19 protein-coding genes and 1 rRNA gene are annotated in these 21,461 nt (G+C 50.9%); 18 read left to right on the top strand and 2 right to left on the bottom strand.

Annotated elements, in window-relative coordinates; all coding sequences use genetic code 11:
• Nucleotides 1-2: 2 nt before the first annotated feature.
• Complete coding sequence (gene aspS, locus E7Z62_04435; protein ID MBE6522359.1) at nt 3-1,823, bottom strand: aspartate--tRNA ligase; 1,821 nt, start codon at nt 1,821-1,823, stop codon at nt 3-5.
• 115 nt (nt 1,824-1,938) lie between these two features.
• Between aspS and E7Z62_04430 the strand changes: the two genes are divergently transcribed.
• From E7Z62_04430 to E7Z62_04405, 6 genes are all read left to right on the top strand, one after another.
• A complete protein-coding gene (locus E7Z62_04430) occupies nt 1,939-2,967 on the top strand; it encodes a hypothetical protein (protein ID MBE6522358.1) in 1,029 nt (342 codons plus the stop codon).
• Entirely contained in the window at nt 2,964-3,899 is a 936-nt protein-coding gene (locus tag E7Z62_04425; protein MBE6522357.1) for a mechanosensitive ion channel, read from the top strand. Before E7Z62_04430 ends, E7Z62_04425 begins: the two co-directional genes overlap by 4 nt.
• Nucleotides 3,896-5,137, top strand: a complete 1,242-nt coding sequence (locus tag E7Z62_04420) for a hypothetical protein (GenBank protein ID MBE6522356.1) — start codon at nt 3,896-3,898, stop codon at nt 5,135-5,137. Before E7Z62_04425 ends, E7Z62_04420 begins: the two co-directional genes overlap by 4 nt.
• Before the next feature lie 107 nt (nt 5,138-5,244).
• The gene (locus tag E7Z62_04415; protein MBE6522355.1) at nt 5,245-6,423 is read left to right on the top strand and encodes an alanyl-tRNA editing protein; all 1,179 of its coding nucleotides are present in this window, start codon (nt 5,245-5,247) and stop codon (nt 6,421-6,423) included.
• Between the two features lie 30 nt (nt 6,424-6,453).
• On the top strand, nt 6,454-6,825 hold the full coding sequence (locus E7Z62_04410) for a Nascent polypeptide-associated complex protein (GenBank protein ID MBE6522354.1): 372 nt from the start codon (nt 6,454-6,456) through the stop codon (nt 6,823-6,825).
• A gap of 4 nt (nt 6,826-6,829) precedes the next feature.
• Nucleotides 6,830-7,060, top strand: a complete 231-nt coding sequence (locus tag E7Z62_04405) for a HypC/HybG/HupF family hydrogenase formation chaperone (GenBank protein ID MBE6522353.1) — start codon at nt 6,830-6,832, stop codon at nt 7,058-7,060.
• Here the strand turns inward: E7Z62_04405 and E7Z62_04400 are convergent, their stop codons facing one another.
• On the bottom strand, nt 7,061-8,506 hold the full coding sequence (locus E7Z62_04400) for a hypothetical protein (GenBank protein MBE6522352.1): 1,446 nt from the start codon (nt 8,504-8,506) through the stop codon (nt 7,061-7,063). It lies immediately after the preceding gene.
• A gap of 336 nt (nt 8,507-8,842) precedes the next feature.
• Between E7Z62_04400 and E7Z62_04395 the strand changes: the two genes are divergently transcribed.
• The 12 genes from E7Z62_04395 to E7Z62_04340 all read left to right on the top strand — a co-directional run bounded on the left by E7Z62_04395 (nt 8,843) and on the right by E7Z62_04340 (nt 21,458).
• Nucleotides 8,843-9,625, top strand: coding sequence for a methanol--corrinoid methyltransferase (locus E7Z62_04395; protein ID MBE6522351.1), 783 nt, complete (start codon nt 8,843-8,845; stop codon nt 9,623-9,625).
• A gap of 1 nt (nt 9,626) precedes the next feature.
• Entirely contained in the window at nt 9,627-11,030 is a 1,404-nt protein-coding gene (locus E7Z62_04390; protein ID MBE6522350.1) for a methanol--corrinoid methyltransferase, read from the top strand.
• A gap of 490 nt (nt 11,031-11,520) precedes the next feature.
• Nucleotides 11,521-13,833 (top strand): peptidase domain-containing ABC transporter, encoded by a 2,313-nt coding sequence (locus E7Z62_04385; protein ID MBE6522349.1) that lies wholly within the window; start codon nt 11,521-11,523, stop codon nt 13,831-13,833.
• Complete coding sequence (locus tag E7Z62_04380; protein MBE6522348.1) at nt 13,826-14,287, top strand: hypothetical protein; 462 nt, start codon at nt 13,826-13,828, stop codon at nt 14,285-14,287. Before E7Z62_04385 ends, E7Z62_04380 begins: the two co-directional genes overlap by 8 nt.
• Nucleotides 14,287-15,870 (top strand): HlyD family efflux transporter periplasmic adaptor subunit, encoded by a 1,584-nt coding sequence (locus E7Z62_04375; GenBank protein ID MBE6522347.1) that lies wholly within the window; start codon nt 14,287-14,289, stop codon nt 15,868-15,870. The genes E7Z62_04380 and E7Z62_04375 overlap by 1 nt, the downstream gene beginning before the upstream one ends.
• A gap of 11 nt (nt 15,871-15,881) precedes the next feature.
• On the top strand, nt 15,882-18,803 hold the full coding sequence (locus E7Z62_04370) for a hypothetical protein (GenBank protein ID MBE6522346.1): 2,922 nt from the start codon (nt 15,882-15,884) through the stop codon (nt 18,801-18,803).
• Nucleotides 18,804-18,990: 187 nt separating this feature from the next.
• Nucleotides 18,991-19,284 carry a hypothetical protein gene (locus E7Z62_04365; protein MBE6522345.1) on the top strand — a complete coding sequence of 98 codons (294 nt, stop codon included), beginning with the start codon at nt 18,991-18,993 and terminating at the stop codon, nt 19,282-19,284.
• 48 nt (nt 19,285-19,332) lie between these two features.
• Nucleotides 19,333-19,611: a hypothetical protein gene (locus tag E7Z62_04360; GenBank protein MBE6522344.1), complete on the top strand. Its 279-nt coding sequence runs from the start codon at nt 19,333-19,335 to the stop codon at nt 19,609-19,611.
• A 2-nt stretch (nt 19,612-19,613) separates the two neighbouring features.
• Complete coding sequence (locus E7Z62_04355; protein MBE6522343.1) at nt 19,614-19,901, top strand: hypothetical protein; 288 nt, start codon at nt 19,614-19,616, stop codon at nt 19,899-19,901.
• A 78-nt stretch (nt 19,902-19,979) separates the two neighbouring features.
• Nucleotides 19,980-20,270: a hypothetical protein gene (locus E7Z62_04350; protein MBE6522342.1), complete on the top strand. Its 291-nt coding sequence runs from the start codon at nt 19,980-19,982 to the stop codon at nt 20,268-20,270.
• A gap of 204 nt (nt 20,271-20,474) precedes the next feature.
• Nucleotides 20,475-20,596, top strand: a 5S ribosomal RNA gene (rrf, locus tag E7Z62_04345).
• Between the two features lie 91 nt (nt 20,597-20,687).
• Nucleotides 20,688-21,458: an isopentenyl phosphate kinase family protein gene (locus E7Z62_04340; protein MBE6522341.1), complete on the top strand. Its 771-nt coding sequence runs from the start codon at nt 20,688-20,690 to the stop codon at nt 21,456-21,458.
• Nucleotides 21,459-21,461 lie beyond the last annotated feature (3 nt).

The raw sequence follows: 21,461 nt of genomic DNA, 5'->3' as shown, positions 1-21,461 counted from the left end.
TCTCACTCCTCAGGAGTGTCTTCGTACTCTGAGAGATCCAGGTCCTCTCCTGCGAGGGAGATGATCTGCAGCTCCTCGAGCTTGTCGTCATCGACCTTGGACGGGGAACCGTCCAGGAGGGACACTGCCCTCTTGTTCTTGGGGAATGCGATGACGTCCCTGATGGAATCCTTGTTGAGCAGGATAGCGCATATCCTGTCGATACCGATGGCGATACCTCCATGGGGAGGTGCACCGTAACTGAGCATCTCGACGAAGTATCCGAAGTTCCTCTCGATCCTCTCATCGTCCAGACCGAGCTTGTGGAAGACCTCGATCTGTTTCTCGGCGTTGTGGATACGGAGTGAACCGGATCCGAGCTCGTTTCCGTTCAGACAGAGGTCGAAACAGGCTCCTCCGACGTAATCGTCATCCAGATCGTTCTCGGGAAGGACGAACGGGTGGTGGAATGCGTCATACTTTCCGGACACGGGGTCGATCTCGAACATGGGGCACTGGTCCATCCAGAAGAATTGGAATTCGTTCTCGGGGACTAGTCCGAGGTCCTCAGCGATCTTCTTCCTGAGGAATCCTCCGCTCTCGTATGTTGCCTTCCAGGGTCCTGCGATGATGAATATTAGGTCCCCTTCCTCGGCACCCATGGTCTTCTTGATGTTGTCCAGGATCTCAGGTGTGAAGTACTTCACGATGTTGGATTCCAACTGACCGTTGACGCACCTCATCCATGTGAGTCCTCCCAGTCCGACCTTCTTCGCGTATGCGATGTAACGGTCGACATCGTTCCTTCCGACCTTGTCGCCGGCGACGTCCGCCTTCAGGTTGATACCTGCGACGATTCCGCCGTTGGCCAAGATGTTCTGGAAGATCTTGTAGGGAGCGTCCTTGACGACTTCTGTCAGCTTCACGAACTCGAGTCCGTATCTCATATCGGGCTTGTCGGAACCGAACCTCTCCATCGCATCGCGGTATGCGATGTGGGGGAAGGGAGTCTTGAGTTCCTCGTTGTACAATCCTTTCCAGATGTATGACATCAGCCCTTCCATCATGTCCTGGATGTCCTTCATGTCCACGAATGACATCTCTAGGTCCAGCTGTGTGAACTCGGGCTGACGGTCCTTCCTGGAATCCTCGTCACGGAAGCACCTTGCCACCTGGTAGTAGCGGTCCATGGAAGCGACCATGAGCATCTGCTTGAACTGCTGAGGCGACTGGGGCAGCGCATAGAACGTTCCGGGGTGTATCCTTGAGGGGACGATGTAATCCCTTGCTCCTTCAGGAGTGGACCTTCCCAGAATGGGAGTCTCGATCTCGAGGAAACCGTTCTGCTCGAGATACTGCCTGGCCAGGTGTACGAGCTTGCTCCTGAACACCATGGCCTGGATCATCTCGGTCCTCCTGAGGTCCAGATATCTGTACTTCAGTCTGGTGTCCTCGTTGGGGAGAACTCCCTCTTTCTGATCTCCGATCTCGAATGGAGGGATGGCACACGTGTTGAGCAGCTCCGCTCCGGTGATGAGAACCTCTATCTTTCCCGTGGGGTTCCTGGCATCCTCTGTGCCCTCTACCCTATTCCTAACGATTCCGTCGACGGATATGACGCATTCGCGTGTGAAGGTGTTGATAACCGCTTCAAGCTGCTTCGCATCTGTTCCTGCAGGGAGGTCCTCAGGGTCGAAAACGACCTGTGTTATTCCGTACCTGTCGGCGAGATCGATGAATTGTACTCCGCCGTGGTCCCTGGAAAACCTGACCCAACCCTGTAGGCATACCTTCTTTCCGAGATCGGAAATTCTTAGTTCACCACAGGTGTTTGTTCTTCTCATAAGAGCGCCTCTTACAATCGCACGCTACTAATAAGGACCTATAAAAACAAAAGGGCACGCGTCAGTTTTCTGGTATCCTAAACCTTGTTAAATACTAATAAAAAGATTTGTTCATATGAGCATACCAAGCGGAAGAGTCACCGCACTGCTTGTCGTCGCATTTGCGATTTTTGGCTTATTGTCAGTGCCGGTCTCCGAAACAGATGCCGACCATATCGCCGAGATGGATGGCATCACAGTAACGGCTTCTACACTCGACCTGTCGGTCGAGTTGGGGGAAACCAGCGCAATCTACTTCGATCTGTATAACACTGGTTCGAGCGACCGTGTTGTATACATCGAACCGCTGAAGACCTACGGCGACATTCTCCTGACCTTTACAGAGAGCGAGGATGGATCCCCCGGAGACAGAACATATCTGAAAGGAGGAGGCAGCGGATACTTCAGAGCGAACATCTCCCCCTCCGTAGAATGCGATGTGGATGCATACGATTTCTCATTCAGATTCAGATCCCACGACCCGACGAACATTTCACCTGACGAATCTGCGATATCCTCTGTACCGATCAATATCCATGTAACCAATTCCAAAGGCATCTATTATGCCCAAGCGGACGATGTCTCGATCTCCTCCTCGATAGGTGTGATGGAGATCAACGCCGGCGAATCGGCTTCGCTGTATCTGGACGTCAAGAACACACTGAAGGATAGATCGATAGTCGTCTACGTCTACCCCGACGTCAGCAAAGAGATCTCGATAACGTTCCCGGAAGGGCAGAGAGTGCTTCTCAAAGCTGAAGAACTGGGCTACTGTCTGATGAACATAGGTGTTGACCAGTACGCGGAAGAGGATGATTACGACATTTCCTTCAAGATAATGATAAACGACCCTGAAAGGGGGATGGTCATCGAATCCGATGCATCGAATGTGCTTTCAGTGTCTGTCAAATCCGACATCATAAGCGATGACAACTACAACCGTTTCTTCGGATACTTCGAGAACGACCTTCCGTGGATATTCGGGCAATCCTGGTTCTCCGCTCTGATCACGATGATCGCTTTCGTCTGCTTGGCGTATCTGATCGGCCTGAAACTCATACCGCTGATCGTGCGCAAGTATCTCAAGGAGGATGAGGAATTATGAAGTTCGATACAGGAAGGGCAATTTTCGTCCTCATCCTGATATTGGGGCTGGCCGAATGCGCACGCATTCTAGGTATGTCCCCCTACAGCATCACGATATTCAACTACATCGTGTACACAATAATGATGGTGATTTTCTGTTTCATCGTCCTGCTGGTCGCCAGACTGGTCCTGATCAGGGTCCTTGGTTGGATAGACGACTCCACAACGGACGGGTCCAAATCGTCTGTGTACCCGATCCTATCGGTCATGATGAATCTGGTGATCATCCTGTCATTTACCTACGTTATCATGGACAACTTCGGAGTCAATCTGATGGTCATCGTCACCAGTTTGGGAATCGTGGGATTAGCAATCTCATTCGGTGCCCAGTCCACTCTGCAGCAGTTCTTCAGCGGATTCGGCATCATGCTCACGCGCAGTCTAAAGACCGGCGATGTAGTCCGTCTACGCGACAGCGATACCAGGCTGATCGTTCAGTCGATAGGTATGATGACGACCACATTCATGAGCATGGAGAACGCGGAGATCGTCATCATGCCGAACGATGTGGTCGCACAATCCGTGGTCCGCAACATGACGGCTGATGCCAAGAGCTACTGCATAGACCTCATCATGCACTTCAAAGTCGAAAGCATGGACCTTGACGAACTCTATGAACTATTGAAGTCCTCCGCATACGGCGTGGACCATATCGTGATCGACGGAAGTCTGCCCAAACCGAACGTCCAGTTCATGGAATTCGACCAGGACGGAGTGAGGACAAAACTTCAGGCATATCTGGACGACGTCCACTACTATGACGACGTGGTCAGCGACCTCATAAGGAATGTCTCCAGAACGCTGCGCGAACATGGAATGCTACCCAACGGAGGTCCCGACTTCTACATAAGGGATGAGAAGAGAGCAACGGCAATGGAGGCGAAATCATGATCTCCGACAAATCCAAGATAGCTCTGGTAACGGTCACCCTCGTGGCCTGTGTGGTGATTGCACTCTGTGCGAACACCGGCGAGGATGAGAAGACAGGCCCGGTTTCGGGGGCCTCTGCAGAAGGATTGTGGCATCAGACAGAGACGAAGGGTTACTACGACGGAGCGAAGATCACGACCACATTCGCGTCGAACGACCTGACCATTCGTGAATACACGGAGTACACGGCTGACCCGAAGCACTATCTAATATGCTCCCAGAGAGGGTATGAATTCCTGGCATTCCGTGCCGGGGACCGTATAATGTGGAGTTACGAGGCTGAGAACGGATCGTTCCTGAGCATCTCCACCTGCTACGGCGAATGCATCGTGGTGAACGAGATATTCATATCTAAAAGCTCGACCTTGCAGACATACATCAGTTCAAGCGTGTATACCAAGAACAACATAGTCCCGACATGGCTGGATTGGGATTACCAAATCCCCCATCAGAAATGGGTTCTCCATGACGGAGGCGCAGTGTCCGACACCACGACAGCTGAGCTCAGAGGTAAGAGCCTCTACATGCTGGAGAACAGCGGCCCGATATTCAAGGGCGAGATGGAGCAGTCTGTAGGTACGGCCATCTCCACCAAGTCCCTGGCTGGAGTCATCATAGATTTCGACAAGACTACAGGATATCTCCTGGCGCTGGTGCTCGATGACACCGACATCATGTGGAGCCTCACCTACAACGGAAGCACCATAACCATGTCGGCCGTGGATACGTCCGATACCGCAAGCATCGAGGGACTGATCTCGGCCCAGAGGAATTACACCCAGGTCTATGATGCCTCCTTGCCCAAAATAGAGAAACCTGTGTTCACGACAGGAATGGATCTGGAGTTGATCGACACCACCGTCTTCACGAAAGCAGGGGTCTCCAAACTCGGCGCGACGGGAACCGTTTCGTTCGAAAGGACCTACGGCACTGCCTTCTACACCCCTGGACACTTCATAGGGGTCTATGGCAAATATGATGTCAAGATGTATGGTTTCTCGATGCACACGCAGGCTCCGGCAGAATACTTCGTATACTGTGTCTTCCAAGGACTGGTGGATGGCAAGGTCCCCATGACCGGAGGAGGTTTCGGAAGCTACAATTCGGAAACGGGAATAATGGTCTTCGCGATCATGACCGAATCCAACGGCACCCCGGTTATCGTGGAATTTATCTACCGCAACACGTCGATAGGATAACCCCGATACGCCGGGAGGCGATCCTGTGTCTCTATGCAGGGGACACAGAAAACTTTTTCCAAACGACTTATTTTTATTACTCGGACCTGTTCGTCCGGACAGATACGATGACTGACGAGATCTTCAGACATGACGGATACATTTTCGATTTCGAGGCGCACGTAGTCTCCGTTAACGGAGACGATGTTATCCTGGACTGCACCGCGTTCTACCCCGGAGGGGGCGGACAGGTCTGCGATACGGGAATGATCCACAACTGCAAGGTCACGGAGGTCTTCTACAACAAGGACAACGATATCGTACATAAGTGTCCGGGTAACGACCTAAAGGTCGGGGAGATCGTCTGGTGCCAAGTGGATTGGGACAGACGCTACGATCTCATGCAGGGGCATACCGGCGAACACCTCCTGTTCGGTTCGCTGCAAAGGCAGTGCGAGGGGCTCGGCATCGTGAAGATCTTCATCTCCCCCGAAACGAAATACGTCATCGTAAACCAGGACCTCACATGGGACCAGATAAGGGCTGCAGAGGACTTTGCCAACAAGGCGATTGCCGACAACCTGTCCATCACGCACATCATCATGGACAGGGACGACCCTGAACTTGAGAAGGTCAGGATAAAACTTGACAGGATCGGCGAGGACGAGGAGATAACCGTCGTGGCGATCGGGGACATCGATTATTCCGCATGCAGCGGAGTCCATGTCTTGGAGACTTCCGAATTGGGGATGCTGGTCGTGGACCGTAAGGTCAAAGCCGGAAAGGATGGGTACGAGATCCATTTCAAGGTCGGAGAGGCGGCCAAGAAAGCGGCCATAGGGCTTTCCAACATCGCACTGGAGGTCATCGACGTCATAGGGTGCAAGAACGAGGATGCGGCCAAGGCCGTGGCCAACATGAAGCACGGCTCCGAGCTGAAAGACAGGCTGCTCAAGGATGCCACCAAACAGATCGTGAAGAATCTGGTGTCCGAGAATATCAAAGGAACGGAGATATATGCTGCCATCATCCCCGGAGGGGACAGGAACGTACTGAACGACACCATGGAATCCATCAGGTCCAAGGGAGGCGTTGCTATATTTGTGTCCGTATCGGAGACGCTCTCTGTGATGCTGGCATCCGGCTGCAAGGCTGTAGACTGCAAGAAGACCCTGGGCGATGTTCTTTCTCAATTCGGAGGAAGGGGCGGAGGCAAACCGGACTTCTCCCAGGGAGGGGTCCCCGATACATCAAAAGCTGACGATGTGCTGAAAGCTTTGAAGGAAGCGGTCGTGTCTTCGCTATAAATATAAAATAGGACTCAATGAGGGAGTAATATGGGCGGAATGAAGATCAACCCTCGCCAGATGCAGAAGGCCATGAAGCAGATGGGCATCAAGCAGAACAGCATCAACGATGTTGTCGAAGTTGTCATCAGGACAAAGACCAACGAGATTGTCCTCAAGGGTGCTGATGTCGTCTGCGTCGAGATGGGAGGCTCCAAGAGCTATCAGATCTCAGGCCCCGAAACCGTCAGACCCCTCAGTTCGGGCGGTCAGGAGGAATCCGCACCTACAGTCGATTTTGCCTCGTCCGATGTGGACCTTGTCATGAGTCAGACAGGATGCGACAGGGAGAAGGCCATCGAGGCCCTCACAGCCACTGACGGACAGCCTGCAGAGGCGATCCTCAAGATCATGACAGAGTGATACCATGTGTCTAGCAATTCCCGGTAAGATTGTGAAGATCGAGAACGATATGGCGGACGTCGATTTCGGCGGCGTCACCAGGAAGGCCAACGTATCCATGGTCGAGGCCGAAGTGGGCATGTGGGCCGTCATCCATGCAGGATTCGCCATCCAGATAATGGATGAAGAAGATGCTCAAGAGACCATCAGGCTCTGGAACGAGGTCCTCGACAGCGACAAAACCACATACTGCTGATCACTCCACATCATAATCGATGTTGAATGCATTCAGGATACGGAACTGAGTGTCACTCAGTTCGGTCTGCAGAGGTTTCTTCAATTTCGGGACGTTTACCGTCTTGATCGACCTCAGCTCAGCAATCAGCTCCTTGTAGGTCAGCGTCTTGTTCAGCTTCTTATCGTTCATGATGTTCTCGGATGCCATCCTCAGGATCAGTGCGATAAACTGGATGAAGATACGGCTCAGATGATTCACTTCGCTGAACAGGTTCAACGATGAGGTATCGTACTCATTGTACATGTTCTCGAACATGTTGGTGATGGTCCTTCTCTGGATGAATGGGACCATCGCAGTCGACGGATTCCTAGTGAAATTTGAAATGATGGCCGAATAACCAAGGAACTTGTTATGATGGAGGATGGCCTCACTGTTATGCTCCACGACTGTCTTCCCGTTCTCTTCGTCCACAATGAGATAGCGTTCATACAGATCCTTGTGGATTTCATTCTCCCTCCCCGTCTCCAATTCGTATTTGCACATGTTGACTATGGAGATGAATGTGGACAGATCGCCGACAGCCTTGTTCGGATCGAAGAAGACATGGACATAGAACTTCTTCCCATTCACATGATGCATGAATGTCTCGATGAATAGTGGGGTACCGAACAGGGTCCTGTAATTCTCAGGGTTGGTCATCGTGGGCTCGGCCTTCTCGATGATCTCACTGACGAATTCATTGTCTGGACGGGTACGGACGATGAGGTTGCTCTTTGCATACGCAATCAAGGAAGGATCGATCGGTTCGCCCAACTCCTCATCCAGGAATGAAGATAGCTTCGTGAAACTGGCAGGGCTGACATCGTAATCCCCGAATTTGCGCCCGGTCGCCATATTTGATAATTGATAACATAAGGGCGTGTTACCCTTAGTAGCGAAGTATATTTCCATCTTCATCCTGTTGCTCAGATTTCCCAGTTCTATGTTCTGGGTTCTGATATAATCTGATATGTTATAGTTTGTCTCGGTGAAATCGATAGAAGTCACATATGTTTCGTCAGGCTGTATGCGTAGCCTCCATAATGTGAAGAACAGGGAGATCCCGTTGGACGAGATGCTCCCAAGCAGTTCGTTGATCACGTTGGGTGTCAGAGGCTGATTGTAGGGCGTCTTGTTGTTTATCGACCATTGCTTACAAAACTGGAGTTCGCCCCCTTCCGCAGCGAGATAATATGCGACAGACATTATCTTCTTCCAATTATCAGGGAAACACAAAGATAACGTCTCGGACAGGCTGATGTTCTTCGAAATATTGTCGAACATGTCGCAGATGAAATGACCTTTGACCCTGGGGTACTCCCTTGTCCTTACCTTCCTGTTAGGGACTATCTCTCCCGTTTCAGGATCCAGGTGGCCGATGCACTTTCTCTTGTTTACACACTTCTTCTTTTCAGGATCCCACACTGATTCGTTGAGATATGCATATATAGTATTGGTCTTCAAATTCCGAAGGTAAACAATGGAAGACATTATGATTTGTATAATAATTGTATTATACATATATGTTTCCAATTATACATAGGTCTTATCATGTGTTAAGATTTGGCTTAAACCCCTGTTGTTTTGCAAGCCAGCAGTTTGATGACTAAATCAATATTTTTTGGGGGTGGATGAATGTATCATCCAGGATGTTTTAACCAAACCTTTATAAATGTTATAATCTGCTTTCACAGATTCGATTTTGAAACGGGTTATAAAGTACCCTTGCTTTGATACATCCAACCTAACAAAGGTGGTAAAATGCTAAGCAAGGAAGGAGCGGATTTCACAAAAGTCCTCAAACGTTACGATGTGGACATGCAGGTCACATTGACGCCTGAGGAAATGGCAGAGAAGATGTTACCTACAGATGAGGTTTTCAGAAAGGTAGCAGAAGAAGTTCTTCATATGAAATTCAAGACAGTAGGACCTACTGTAATGGAGGCTCTGAAGGTAAGGGAGCCTCTCGACATCATCAACAACGGACTCGTCGCTGGAATGGAATGCGTCGCAAAACTGTACGCAGAGCACGTCTACTTCCTCCCCGAGATCATGATGGCCGCAAAGACCATGGAGATCGGAATCGCAATCGCAGAGAAGCAGGTCCCCGGAGGACGTGAGTCCAAGGGATCCGTCGTCATGCACGCGGCAGAGGGAGACCCCCACGACATCGGTAAGAACATCGCAGCAGTGATGGTCAGGTCCTCAGGATACGATGTCATCGATATGGGACGTGACGTACCTATCGTCGACTTCGTTGCAAAGGTAGAGGAGGTCAAGCCCCTCTTCGCCAGCGGAACAGCACTCATGACCACCACCATGTCCGCATTCCCCACAGAGGCAAAGATGCTCATGGAGAAGGGAATCAACATCCCCCTGATGGGATGCGGTGGAGCAGTCAACAGGGAGTACGCCAACTCTTACGACCTAGGAATCTACTCCGAGAAGGCACCCCAGACCCCCTTGATCGCAGAGAAGATCAGGCAGGGATACGACTGGAAGAGAATCAGAGAAGAGTGGGACAGCATCGTAGGAGGTCAGTGAGATGGCAACAGTTACAAGATACACAAAGATGGCATATGACTGCGCAGACGACATGGTATTCGGACACGCAAAACAGCCCGTTACATACGGATTCGGACTCAAACTCGGTGCAGGATACGTCGTTCCTGAGATCAACTACGCTCCCAGGCCCGGAACCGAGAAGGACCCCGAGAGACTCAGAAAAGAGTACGTCGACTACATCACAAAGGATATCCTCGACAGGGCAATCACCGTCGGATTCCCCAACGTACAGCTTGAGACCGAGTGGGTCTCCCAGATGAACCAGGCAAAGCTGTCCGCACCCGTCGTTGCCGGACAGGAAGAGATGTGTGAGAAGTACCACGAGGAGTACGGACTCAACTGCGGTACCAGGCAGACCATCCCCGACCAGCGTGAGGCCGACCACGGACTCAGGCCCGGAATGGACGAGGCCCACGCATACCCCGAGAAGTTCTTCGAGTGCTGCGACATCGCATGTGAGAACGGATGCGACAACCTGTCCGTCGAGTCTGTCGGTGGAAAGGAATTCGCAGACTACGCAGTCACGAACGGAGACATCGTCGCCTTCCTCTTCGGAGTAGGTTACCTCGGATCCATCGACATGACCTGGTGCTGGTCACAGATGGTCGACATCTGTAAGAAGAACCACAGCACACCTGGCGGAGACACCAACTGTTCCGGTGCGAACGTTTCCATGTTCATGGCCGGCGGAATGATGGACCAGGATGTTCAGAGGACCTTCTCTGCAGTCACCCGTGCAATCTCAGCCGCAAGGACTCTCTGCGCATGGGAATGCGGAGCACTCGGACCCGACAAAGACTGCGGTTACGAGGGACCCATCGTCAAGGCAATCGCCGGAAAGCCCACCACCCAGGAGGGAAAGAACTGCCAGTGCGCACACTGCGATCTTCAGGGTAACCTCATTGCACAGTGCTGTGACCTCTGGTCCAACGAGTCTGTCGAGTATCACCCCGAGTTCGGAGGAACCTCCGTCCAGTGCTGGTTCGGATCCATCGGATACGAGGCAGCTTTGATGAACACCGCCATCCAGCTCAAGCAGGAGAAGACCCTCAGGGACCTGTACATGTACGCTGACAGATACAGAGGACCCGAGGCATACATCCTCGCCTACGACCACGCATACGAGATCGGACAGGCCATCGCCGAGAACGGAAACGACCTGTACCTCAGGTCCAAGGCAGCCGGAGTCAAGGCAGCAGAGATCCTCCTCAAAGGATACGAGTCCAAGGAACTCGCACTCACTGTCAAGCAGCTCGAGACCCTCCAGGACATCCACAAGAAGCTCACAGCCCTCCCCGACGACACCGACAAGTTCGTAGAGTGGGCAACCAAAGAGTTCAAGGACATCGTCCCCAACTTCAACCTCAAGAACTACGACCTCTGAGTCGTAGCTCACTAAAACCACTTACCTTCCCCTTTCAAACGGGGAGGGCTCCTTTTCCCAAAATAGTTCGAATGAACATACTTTTTCGAGCAAAAAGTAATACTTAACAAACAAATTTTTACGTTACCTTTTTTAATGGAGTAGTCCTAATAGTATTAACGGCATATGATTCCATTAAAAAGAACGGGTGTGCCGCGTCATTGAACTGGCCCTACTACCACAACTTGCCTTGTCGGGACAGATCGGTGAAGGCCTCATCTCCACCCTCCTTCGGAGGTGAGGCCACCCGCATTTCTGATTTTTTACTTACAAAATCGATTGTCATTTCTACCTATTTTATCAGGAAAGATCGAAATAATGCATTGAATGGGCAGGATTGCATAGAAGCCTGACCAGATATTGCCTGGTTTATTCAAATGCTGATTAAAGATTAACTTTATTTAAATAAAACAACGCCCCTAAACGTGATTCGATTTAGTGAGGGGTTTGTTTGAAGATACCGTGCGTCGAACAGCATGATTCTTCCGATTGCGGAGTTGCTTGCGTAGTAAGCATATGCTCATACTACGGCAAGTATGTCACAATCGCCCAACTGAGAGACATCATGGGTACCGATGCTTACGGAACCACGATCGATGGACTCAACAAAGGGCTGCAATCCCTTGGGTTCGATTCCAGACCCATCTACATCAGTTCGGATTCTTTTGCCCATGACGACTTCACACTCCCTGCCATCGCCAGACTGGTGCGTGAGGACGGAACCGCCCACTATGTGGCAGTTTACAGCATAAAGAGGAACAGAGTCTTCTACATGGATCCGGACACGGGTAAAGTCGTCAAGAAAACATTGGATGAGTTCAATGAGGACTTCGACGGCGGACTCATAATGATGGTCCCGAAGGAAGAATTCATAAAGACCAGGGAGAAGAGCAGAACGCTGTTCGGCACATTCTCCAAGATGATGAGGGCACACAAAGGTCTTTTCATCATGGCCATCATCATGTCCGTCCTGATCACTATCTTCGGTATCCTGATAGCGATGTTCAACAAGACTCTGGTGGATGAGATCATCCCCTACCAGGAGGACAATCAACTGCTGCTGTTCGGTATAGTTCTGATTGCGATTGTCTGTACGAACATCATCGTTTCTGCATTTAGGTCGCACATGGTCCTCTACCTTTCGCAGAAGGTCGACATCCCTCTCATGCTGGGATACTTCGACCACGTTTTCAAACTCCCTATCAGGTTCTTCGAATCCAGAAGGACTGGAGACATCGTCACCAGATTCCAGGACGCGGGAACCGTCAAAGACATTCTAACCAACACTGCTCTGACGGTCGTCATCGATGCCGCCATGGTCATAATTGTCGGTGTGGTGCTGGCCTTCCAATCCATAGATCTGTTCTGGATTGTCCTGATAATGGCCATCCTGAGCAGTGTTCTGATGTTCGCGTTCAGGGCACCTTACAAAAAACTGAACAGGAAATCGATGGAACAGAATGCGAGGCTCAACTCCCAGATCATCGAATCACTGAACAATGTCGCAACGATCAAAACCAATGTCTCCGAGGAACACTCAATGGAAAAGATCGAGACCGAGTTCATCAAGTCACTCCGCATACAGTTTGACGGAGGGGTGCTGAACAACATCCAATCATCCCTTTCAGGAGCCATAACGAACATAGGCAATCTTGCATTGATCCTTTTCGGAGGATATCTCACAATACAGGGCAGCATCACACTCGGTACTCTCATGGCATTCACATCACTGGCGGGATACTTCATCGACCCCATAGGCAGGCTCATAGGGATGCAGCTGAGCATCCAGGAAGCGGACATCTCGCTGAAACGTCTCTCAGAGATCTACGACATCGACGAAGAGAACGAGATCGAGGACGGAAAGGACCTGCTTGAGGACCCCATCGAGGACATCGAGGTTTGCGACGTGACATTTGGGTACGGAACAAGGCCCCCAGTGCTCGAAGGCGTAAACATCCATATCGGCAAAGGCGAGAAGATTGCGATTGTCGGAAGGTCAGGATGCGGCAAGACTACCCTGTCCAAGCTCATACTCAAGTTCTACAGCCCCCAGTCCGGTACCGTAAAGGTCAACGGACGCAACATCGAGGAGATAGACTCGTTCTCTCTGAGGAAACGCATAGGATGCGTCCCCCAGGACATCAGGACATTCAGCGGTTCTCTGCGTGAGAACCTGCTTCTCGGAGGGTACTCCAGCAAGGAAGAGATGGACAGGGCGTGCGAAATCGCGGGCTGTACCGAATTCATAAAAAGACTCCCAGCGGGATACGACACCTTCCTCGATGAGACAGGCGGAGGACTGTCGGGAGGAGAGAAACAGAGGCTGATCCTGGCAAGGGCCATCCTCAGAAACCCGGACTTCCTCATAATGGACGAAGCCACCAGCAACATGGACTACGTCACGGAGAAGACAACCTTCGACCTCATATTCAAAAAGCTGGCGGACTGCCCGATGCTCATCATAGCCCACAGGCTCAGTACCATCCGCAACTGCGACAGGATCTACATGATGGATTCTGGAAAGGTTGTCGAATCTGGAACGCACGATGAACTTCTGGCGCTCCGCGGCGCATATTACGAACTATGGTCCACACAGACCGGCGAGATCAACGTCGGAGAGAAGAAGTCCGAAGAGACCAGGATCATGGAGAGAGATGAGACCACGATAGGATACGAAGATCCTTCCGTGGATAAGGCTGAAATAACTTCGGAAGAAAAGAAAACAAACGATTTAGACGAAATAGGAGAAATAACATATGAATGAGATAAAAATCGCAGAAGACAAGAACGTGACATTCAACAACGTCATCTCCAGGATACTGGAAGGCATCGATGAGGATACCATCCAGAAATCGGCCAAGATGTTCGAGTCCTATCTGAAGAAGGAGAACCTGAAACCCTACGGACCCCTTATCGTCCGTGACACGACAAAGATCATGGGCAAGGAGTCTACCCACGACTCCGAAATGCTCATCCAACTCAAGGAGGCGCCCGCGAATGTTGCCAACCCCTACAGTTTCGAACCCAAGATCAGGCTCGAGAAATGCCTCATGGCAAGATACACCGGACCTATTGACAAAATGATCATGGCATACTCTAAGATGCAGGTCTATGCATTCGAGCACGACCTTACCCTCGGATCGGTGTTCTACACTGTTCTGAACCCCGCCGAGGAAGGCAAGGAATTCGTCGCCGATATTTTCAACGAGGTAATCTGATGGCAACTTTGGGGGATTACAAGCTTCAGGGACTGAAGGACAGCCGCCTATTCTACATGCGCAATCCCCCGAAGTTCATGTACTATACCATACTAATCATAGTACTGATCCTCATAGGGGTCGCGGTATGGTCGTGCACGGCCGTCAAGGCCGAAGAGGTGGAGAACTCCGGGATCGTGGTCGATTCTGGAGTGAAATCCATCACCAACGATGTCGCAGGCACCATAATAGAGGTGTATGCGAGAGAAGGAGATCTTGTAGCAAAGGATGACATCCTCTTCGTGCTGGATTCTTCCGTCGCAGAGGCGGAACGCAGGAATTACGAGAATTCGCTGAAGCACTATGAGAACAGACTGTCCCTTATCAGCGAATTCATGGATGCGGTCGAGAACGACAAACCGAATCCATTCGTCAACATGGGAGACGAGAGGGAGTTCTATGAGATGATGAAGTCGTACGAGAACGAACTCGAACAGACGACATATGCGGATCAGAAAGAAACTGTACGCATGAAATATCTCAACAATCTGTATTCCCAGAAGACCTCTGCAGAGAAGGACATCAAAAGCGGACTCATGTATCAGGAGCTATACAATGCCAGTGTGGAAAAGATAAGCAAGATCAACAGACTTCTGGCCGCGGCCTCTGAACCGGGTCCGGGCAACAATCCGTTCGTTAGGTCATCGGAGAAGGACTTCTATGAAATCTATGCCGATTTCTATCAGTTATGTATTGACGCTTCTTTTATCCCTGAATACGGCACCTATTACAAAATGAGCACCATTAAGGACTTCTACAATACTTGGTACAACACGAAGGCCAATCTGGAAAAAGAGCTTATTCAATACGACTCATACGTAAAACAGGGCGAAAAGGCGGAGGACAGGCTTGAGAGGATCGATACCATGATCAACTCCCTCAATAGGGATACCACTTCCAATCCTTTCATAGGCAGTTCCACGGAGCCGGTAGAAGTCGAATTCTACGATCTGTTCAATCAATACCTCTCCGAATACAACCAGAACAATCTGGACAACAAGCAGGAGTATGTGAAGCTGAAGTATCTTTCATCGATTAGAAGCGAGAACAGCAATGCCAAGGACCAGACTGTCCAGCTCAAGGCGCAGATCGCTTCGGCTGAAGCGAACATCGCGAAGTATACCATAAAGGCGGCGAACACCGGAACGGTCCACTATGACCTGGATATCGAAGTTGGTTCCTATGTGCAGACCGGAGCGGCCATCGGTAACATCAACAGCGGTTCGGACAAGCAGATCGAGATGGTCGTCAACGCCCATGACAGGGTAAGGCTTGCAGTCGGACAGGAATGCAGATTCACCGTCGATGGGCTCCTGCAGACCGAGTTCGGATGCGTTAACGGAAAGATACACTCCATCGCGGACGATGCCACCATTACCAAAGAGGGTGCGTTCTTCAAGATCAGAGTATCCTTCGATGATCAGGCCCTGATCGATGACAAGGGCAACCAGATCGAGATACTGAACGGTATGTCCGTAAAGACCTGGACCATATACGAGAAGAACACCTATATGGACTACTTCCTGGACGGATTGGGATTCTGAGGGGCTGAAACATGAATGAAAGAGTCCTATCGCACCCAAAAAGGAGAACAGCTGGGAAACCTGGTGGCCGGACGGCCGCTGAGTACAAGCGCATGCTGACAGGGATTGCGATCCTGGCGATATTTGCGATGATAGCATCGTCGCTGATATACCCTGGACAGACCAATGCGGATGGTGACCTTCCGTCAGGAACCTGCGGAGGACTCCACTGGGAACTCAAAGATATTACAGAAACAACAGAGCCCACGGACGATTACCTCTTAGAGATAACTAAAGAAGATGGGGACAACGGATATATGGCGGATTACACCGCTGACAACCCCGCTCCGTGGAAGAGCGACACATACAAATCAAAAATCACTAAGATCACTGTCGGGCTTGGAGCGATCACTATAGGAGCGTATGCATTCTTCGGACTCGAAAATGTTACAACCATCGGGTTCGGCGGAGCAGATCAAATACAATCCATCGGAGATTACGCGTTCAAAGATTGCGTACAACTGGGTAATCTACAACTACAAAACCTCACTAGTCTTGAGTCGATAGGAGCATATGCATTCGCCAATTGCAGCGCGTTGACCGGATCTCTTACTTTCCCACAGAATATCACAACAATCAGTCAATATGCATTCAATGCATGCAGTGGATTGACCGGCACCCTCAGTCTTCCAGAGGAGTTGATCAACATCGAAGACAGGGCGTTCGAGAACTGTCGCTTTACTGAAACGCTCAAGACGCCCTATTCTCTCGAAAAAATAGGAGCGTATGCATTTACCGGCTGCAAATTCAATAGTCTCACTCTTTCTGATTCAGTGTTGTATATCGGCGAACATGCATTCGAGAACGTCCCTTTCTTATGCGAATTCAAATTTCCAGGGCACATCGAATTTATCGGCGAACATGCTTTCAATGGATCTACTTTCACAGGAACGCCAGTGATACCAGGAACCTTGAAGACGATAGAGAATCATGCTTTCTACAATTGTTATAAAGCCAATGATAATCCGCCCGATCTTATGATACCGAATGGTGTGCAAAGAATGGGCGCTTCCGCATTCGGGAAATGTGTATTCAATAAGCTGACAGTGAATGCCGATTTAATAGGTGTGACCGAGCCTTTTTCCCATAGTGAATTCAAGGGCGGTTTGGAAATACCGGATAGCACTAAAAGAATCCAAAGCAATCTCTACAAATATGCCATATTCCACGGGGTACTGTACATACCCTGCAGCGTAACAACGATCAGCAGTACAGCTTTTCAGTGTAGCACCTTCTATGGAGAATATAAGGATGGAAAAAGTGTGAAGCACGTGATCTCTGATTCCGTTACAACCATCAATGATAGTGCTTTCAGCTCTTGTAAGTTTTATGATGGAAAAGGTACACAGACTGCGGGAGAACTCGTGATTTCTATAAATATAACGACAGTGGGTGGTTCTGCGTTTAGAAATTGCACAGCGGTGGTGGATTACTTGATCCTGTCATCCAATGTAAGCAGTATCGGAGGGGATGCGTTTAATTTCGATCTGAAAAAGTTGACGGTGAGTAAAGAGTGTAAGGGCATTTCCAACACTGCCTTCCAATTCCCCTATCCCCAGACTGACTATGAGTTCTACAAATCAGATGGGATAACAAAGATCACGGACTTTAGCAGCGCTGATTTCCTGGGCCATACTTTCAAATTAAAGGAAAATACAAATCGCGTCATGGTTGCCGAACAGGGAGAGACCAAGGAACACAAGGTCACATACGATCAGGCCGAAGGTAAGGGCACGGTCCCCATTCCAACATATTACTTTGAAGGGTATGAGTTCGCCGTCTATGACTACACCGGGACCAGGGAGGGGTATCTCTTCAAAGGATGGCTGTGGGATGGAAAGGTCTATGAGAAAGGCCAAACCATCACAATGGGCGAATCAGACATCACTTTCGTAGCCCAATGGAAAGAGGGACACTATGTGTACTACGACATAGACGGTGGCAGCGGAAAAGCTCCGGATAGCGACTATGTGGACACGGGAAGCAGTTTCACCGTCAAAGGTTATACCGGTACGAAGACCGGGTACTCCTTCGAAGGGTGGACCTGCAACGGGGTAACTTACAAAGTAGGCGCCCATGTTACGATGGGATCGTCGAATATGGTGCTGATCGCAAAATGGATACCGGTGCATAAGGTCTCATACGACATCGACGGCGGATCAGGTTCGAAACCATCTGACTCATTGGTAGAGGAGGGTGCGGAATTCCATCTGAAGAGTTACTCCGGAACAAAGACCGGATGCCTCTATGAAGGATGGATCTACGACGGGAAGATCTACAAGGCTGGCGACACCATCACCATGGGGAAGAAGGACATAACCATCCTAGCAGTGTGGACGGAGACTCACAGCGTCACCTACGACCTCAACGGAGGATCCGGTACGGCACCTACACAATCGGATGTCGCCAAAGGTCATACCTTCATCGTCAAAGGCTGCACGGCGACCAAAGAAGGTTTTGTATTCAAAGGATGGTCCTACGACCGCCTCACTTTCCAGGAAGGCGACGTCATAACGATGGAGCTGGAGGACATCACCCTCAAGGCCATATGGAAGAAAGGACTCCCCACGCATAAGGTCACTTACGACCTCGACGGAGGATCCGGGACCGCACCGGTACAGCCTGATGTGGAGGAAGGCAAGACCTTCACCATCAAGATATACTCCGGGAAGAAGGAGGGCTACGTGTTCAAGGGATGGTCCTATGACGATAAGACGTACAACATGGGCGGGACGATCACCATGGGAACCAAGGACATAGTCCTCAAGGCAGTCTGGGGAGATGCGGATCCCGAGGAGAAAGATGATTATTCGAAGTTCCTGATCCCAATCGCGGTGGCCGCCGGCGCAGTAGCGGCGCTGATGATCGGCATATCGATAGTCAGGAGGCCCTGAACTATATTAAAATAGAGTTGGGCCCAGTCGTACGTCGACTGGATGCCCTATCCAAAACTTTATAAAGAAGTACAGAAATGGAAATTAAATCGAGAGCAAACGAAGACCCCAATGCCTGTGAAACAGTACAGACCGTGGGAAAAAGATCGCAGAAAAGAGAGAACTGTGATGATCAGGAGGAACGCAGATGGAGAATGCAACGCATGAAATGAAGATGCCCACGAACTACGTGGACATGAGCGAGAGTGAGATGGAATTCGACGGAGGATGGAGCTGGGGCAAGTTCTTCGCCACCGTGGCCATAGTCGGCGTGGCCATCGCCTGTTGCGGTGTGGCCGGGGTATTGGTAGGTGCCATGGCCGGCAGCATGGCCCTGATAGCGGGATCCGGAGCAGTATTAGGCATCGGCAGCATCGTCGCTGCTGTCGGAGGCGTCGGAACGTTGGCGGTCGATCTGTCATCCCCCTCGCCATCGCAGTGACGGACCCCTCCTAGAATAGGAATAAAAAACCGAGGAGGCAAGGATATAATGTATGCGACCAATGGATTGAAGCTGCCCACAAATTACTTGGACATGAGCGAGACCGATATGCAATACGACGGAGGGTGGAGCTGGAAAGCGACACTGTGGACCTGCGTGGCCGCAGCGGCACTGGGAGTGATCATAGCCGCAGCCGTCGCAATGCCGCTGGCTGCCGGTATCGTAGTCGGGACCATCGCTTTCGGTGTCGGATGCTTCGCAGCGGCGAAGCTCGGAATGGAGCTGGAAAGGGAGTGGAACTCACCCCCGTCGGGATCGGAGGTTTGAGAATGAACAATGCTGCGTACGCGATGAAGATGCCCACAAGCTACGTGGAGATGACATCCACCGATCTGGAATACGACGGAGGGTGGAGCTGGAAGAAGTTCTGGTCCGGTATGGCGATAGCGTCCCTTGTCGTCGCAGCGGTCTTCGCACCGATGGCAGCCGCAGGTTACTATGCAAGCCTTTCTACCCTGTTCACTGTGGGAACCATAGGAACGAGTGTGGCCGCAACAGGCCTGTTCGCAGCGGCCTGCGGGGAGTGCTACTACGAGAACCCCAACCACAGCAGCTGAACTTCGAGTAAGTAAGGGATCAGTCTCAAAAGGATCGAAAGAGGGATCGGTAGGATGTACGCAACAAAGGAAATGAAAATGCCCACAAACTATGTGGACATGTCTGCAGCTGAAATGGAATTCGACGGCGGATGGAGCTGGAAGACATTCTTTACGGCAGTGGCTATAGTCGGAGCTGTTGCCATCGGAGCCGGTGCAGGACTCTTATTGGCGGGGAGCATTGTCGGTCTTGCCGGAGGAGCCGCGGCATCAGGTTTGGTCGCAGCAGGAGGCATCACCCTGGCTGCTGGAGCGGCCGTAGGAGCAATCGGATTCTTCTCCATACCAGGCAATTCTGCCAGCGGCCCAGATGAGGGACCAGGCTATTAAGCCTAAGCTATGCAGAACACCAACAACCGATCTGGCGTTCGACGCTGCACGGAGCTTGGGTAAGGTCTAGATTCCGGTATGGCTGATATAGTAAGTTAAATGTTGATTAAATGGTGAAGATTCAGTTCCCGCCACCTTTATCATCTGTCCATCGACAGAACCGATGGACAGTATTATATACATCCCCGATATCCCCTGTATTGGCATGACGGCCATAGCGGAGGAGTCACACCCGGTCCCATTCCGAACCCGGCAGTAAAGCCCTCCCGCGTACCTGTCTGTACTGTATTGCGCAAGCGTACGGGAACTCAGGCACGCTGTCAGCCACTTATCATTCTCATCTGATGGACGGGAGTCTCGATCCATTCGACGATTGCGACCACTTATATTATTATAAAGAGAACAGATGACTGAACAATGATTCTGATAAAGCTTGGCGGAAGCGTCATCACAGACAAATCCGAATACAAGAAGTTCAACAGGGAGCAGACGGCCAGACTCTGTGCCGAGATAGCAGCGTCCGGTAAAGGCGTGCTTGTGGTTCACGGGGCCGGCTCCTATGGACATGTTCTTTCCAAGCAATACCAATTGCAGCATGGCCTCCAGGATTTCAGACAGATCCCTGCAGTGGCTCAGGTGCAGCATGACGTCAGAGAACTCAGCCTGAATGTCGTCGAAGAGATGATCAAGGTCGGAATGCCGGCGGTCTCCGTACCCCCGGGATCCTGCTTCGTCATGGACAACGGGAGACTTATCGTGGACAACCCTGAATCGATCAAAGCCTTGGCCCATATCGGTGTGATGCCGGTTCTGTTCGGCGATGTGGTGGCAGATCGTTCCAAAGGGTTCGGGATATGCTCGGGAGATCAGGCGATGGAGGCTCTAGCGAAGATTTTCAAACCGGACAGGATAGTATTCGTATCCGATGTTGACGGATTATACACATCCGACCCCAAAAAGGATGAGAACGCTAAGCTCATACCTGAAGTTGATGGAAAGATGCTGGACAAACTGGACAGCGAACTCACGGTGGCCGATGTCACCGGAGGCATCCGCGGTAAGGTCGATGAGATGCTGAAGATCTGCGGGGACAGCGGAGAATGCATCCTGGTCAACGGAACCGTCCCAGGAAGACTGCTGTCGCTGCTGAGGGGCGAGGATGTCCCCTGCACAAAGGTAAGACCGTGATAA

This window comes from Thermoplasmata archaeon (assembly GCA_015063285.1).
Classification (GTDB): Archaea; Thermoplasmatota; Thermoplasmata; order Methanomassiliicoccales; family Methanomethylophilaceae; genus Methanoprimaticola.
Note: the sequence above shows the minus strand (reverse complement) of the source record. Positions and strands in the feature narration are given on the sequence as shown.

Coding starts and splice junctions, on each gene's coding strand:
- E7Z62_04365 (MBE6522345.1), top strand. CDS start 18,991: ATGGAGAATGCAACGCATGAAATGAAGATGCCCACGAACTACGTGGAC.
- E7Z62_04355 (MBE6522343.1), top strand. CDS start 19,614: ATGAACAATGCTGCGTACGCGATGAAGATGCCCACAAGCTACGTGGAG.
- E7Z62_04375 (MBE6522347.1), top strand. CDS start 14,287: ATGGCAACTTTGGGGGATTACAAGCTTCAGGGACTGAAGGACAGCCGC.
- E7Z62_04415 (MBE6522355.1), top strand. CDS start 5,245: ATGACTGACGAGATCTTCAGACATGACGGATACATTTTCGATTTCGAG.
- E7Z62_04360 (MBE6522344.1), top strand. CDS start 19,333: ATGTATGCGACCAATGGATTGAAGCTGCCCACAAATTACTTGGACATG.
- E7Z62_04380 (MBE6522348.1), top strand. CDS start 13,826: ATGAATGAGATAAAAATCGCAGAAGACAAGAACGTGACATTCAACAAC.
- E7Z62_04420 (MBE6522356.1), top strand. CDS start 3,896: ATGATCTCCGACAAATCCAAGATAGCTCTGGTAACGGTCACCCTCGTG.
- E7Z62_04425 (MBE6522357.1), top strand. CDS start 2,964: ATGAAGTTCGATACAGGAAGGGCAATTTTCGTCCTCATCCTGATATTG.
- E7Z62_04370 (MBE6522346.1), top strand. CDS start 15,882: ATGAATGAAAGAGTCCTATCGCACCCAAAAAGGAGAACAGCTGGGAAA.
- E7Z62_04350 (MBE6522342.1), top strand. CDS start 19,980: ATGCCCACAAACTATGTGGACATGTCTGCAGCTGAAATGGAATTCGAC.
- E7Z62_04410 (MBE6522354.1), top strand. CDS start 6,454: ATGGGCGGAATGAAGATCAACCCTCGCCAGATGCAGAAGGCCATGAAG.
- E7Z62_04395 (MBE6522351.1), top strand. CDS start 8,843: ATGCTAAGCAAGGAAGGAGCGGATTTCACAAAAGTCCTCAAACGTTAC.
- E7Z62_04405 (MBE6522353.1), top strand. CDS start 6,830: ATGTGTCTAGCAATTCCCGGTAAGATTGTGAAGATCGAGAACGATATG.
- E7Z62_04430 (MBE6522358.1), top strand. CDS start 1,939: ATGAGCATACCAAGCGGAAGAGTCACCGCACTGCTTGTCGTCGCATTT.
- E7Z62_04340 (MBE6522341.1), top strand. CDS start 20,688: ATGATTCTGATAAAGCTTGGCGGAAGCGTCATCACAGACAAATCCGAA.
- E7Z62_04390 (MBE6522350.1), top strand. CDS start 9,627: ATGGCAACAGTTACAAGATACACAAAGATGGCATATGACTGCGCAGAC.
- aspS (MBE6522359.1), bottom strand. CDS start 1,823: ATGAGAAGAACAAACACCTGTGGTGAACTAAGAATTTCCGATCTCGGA.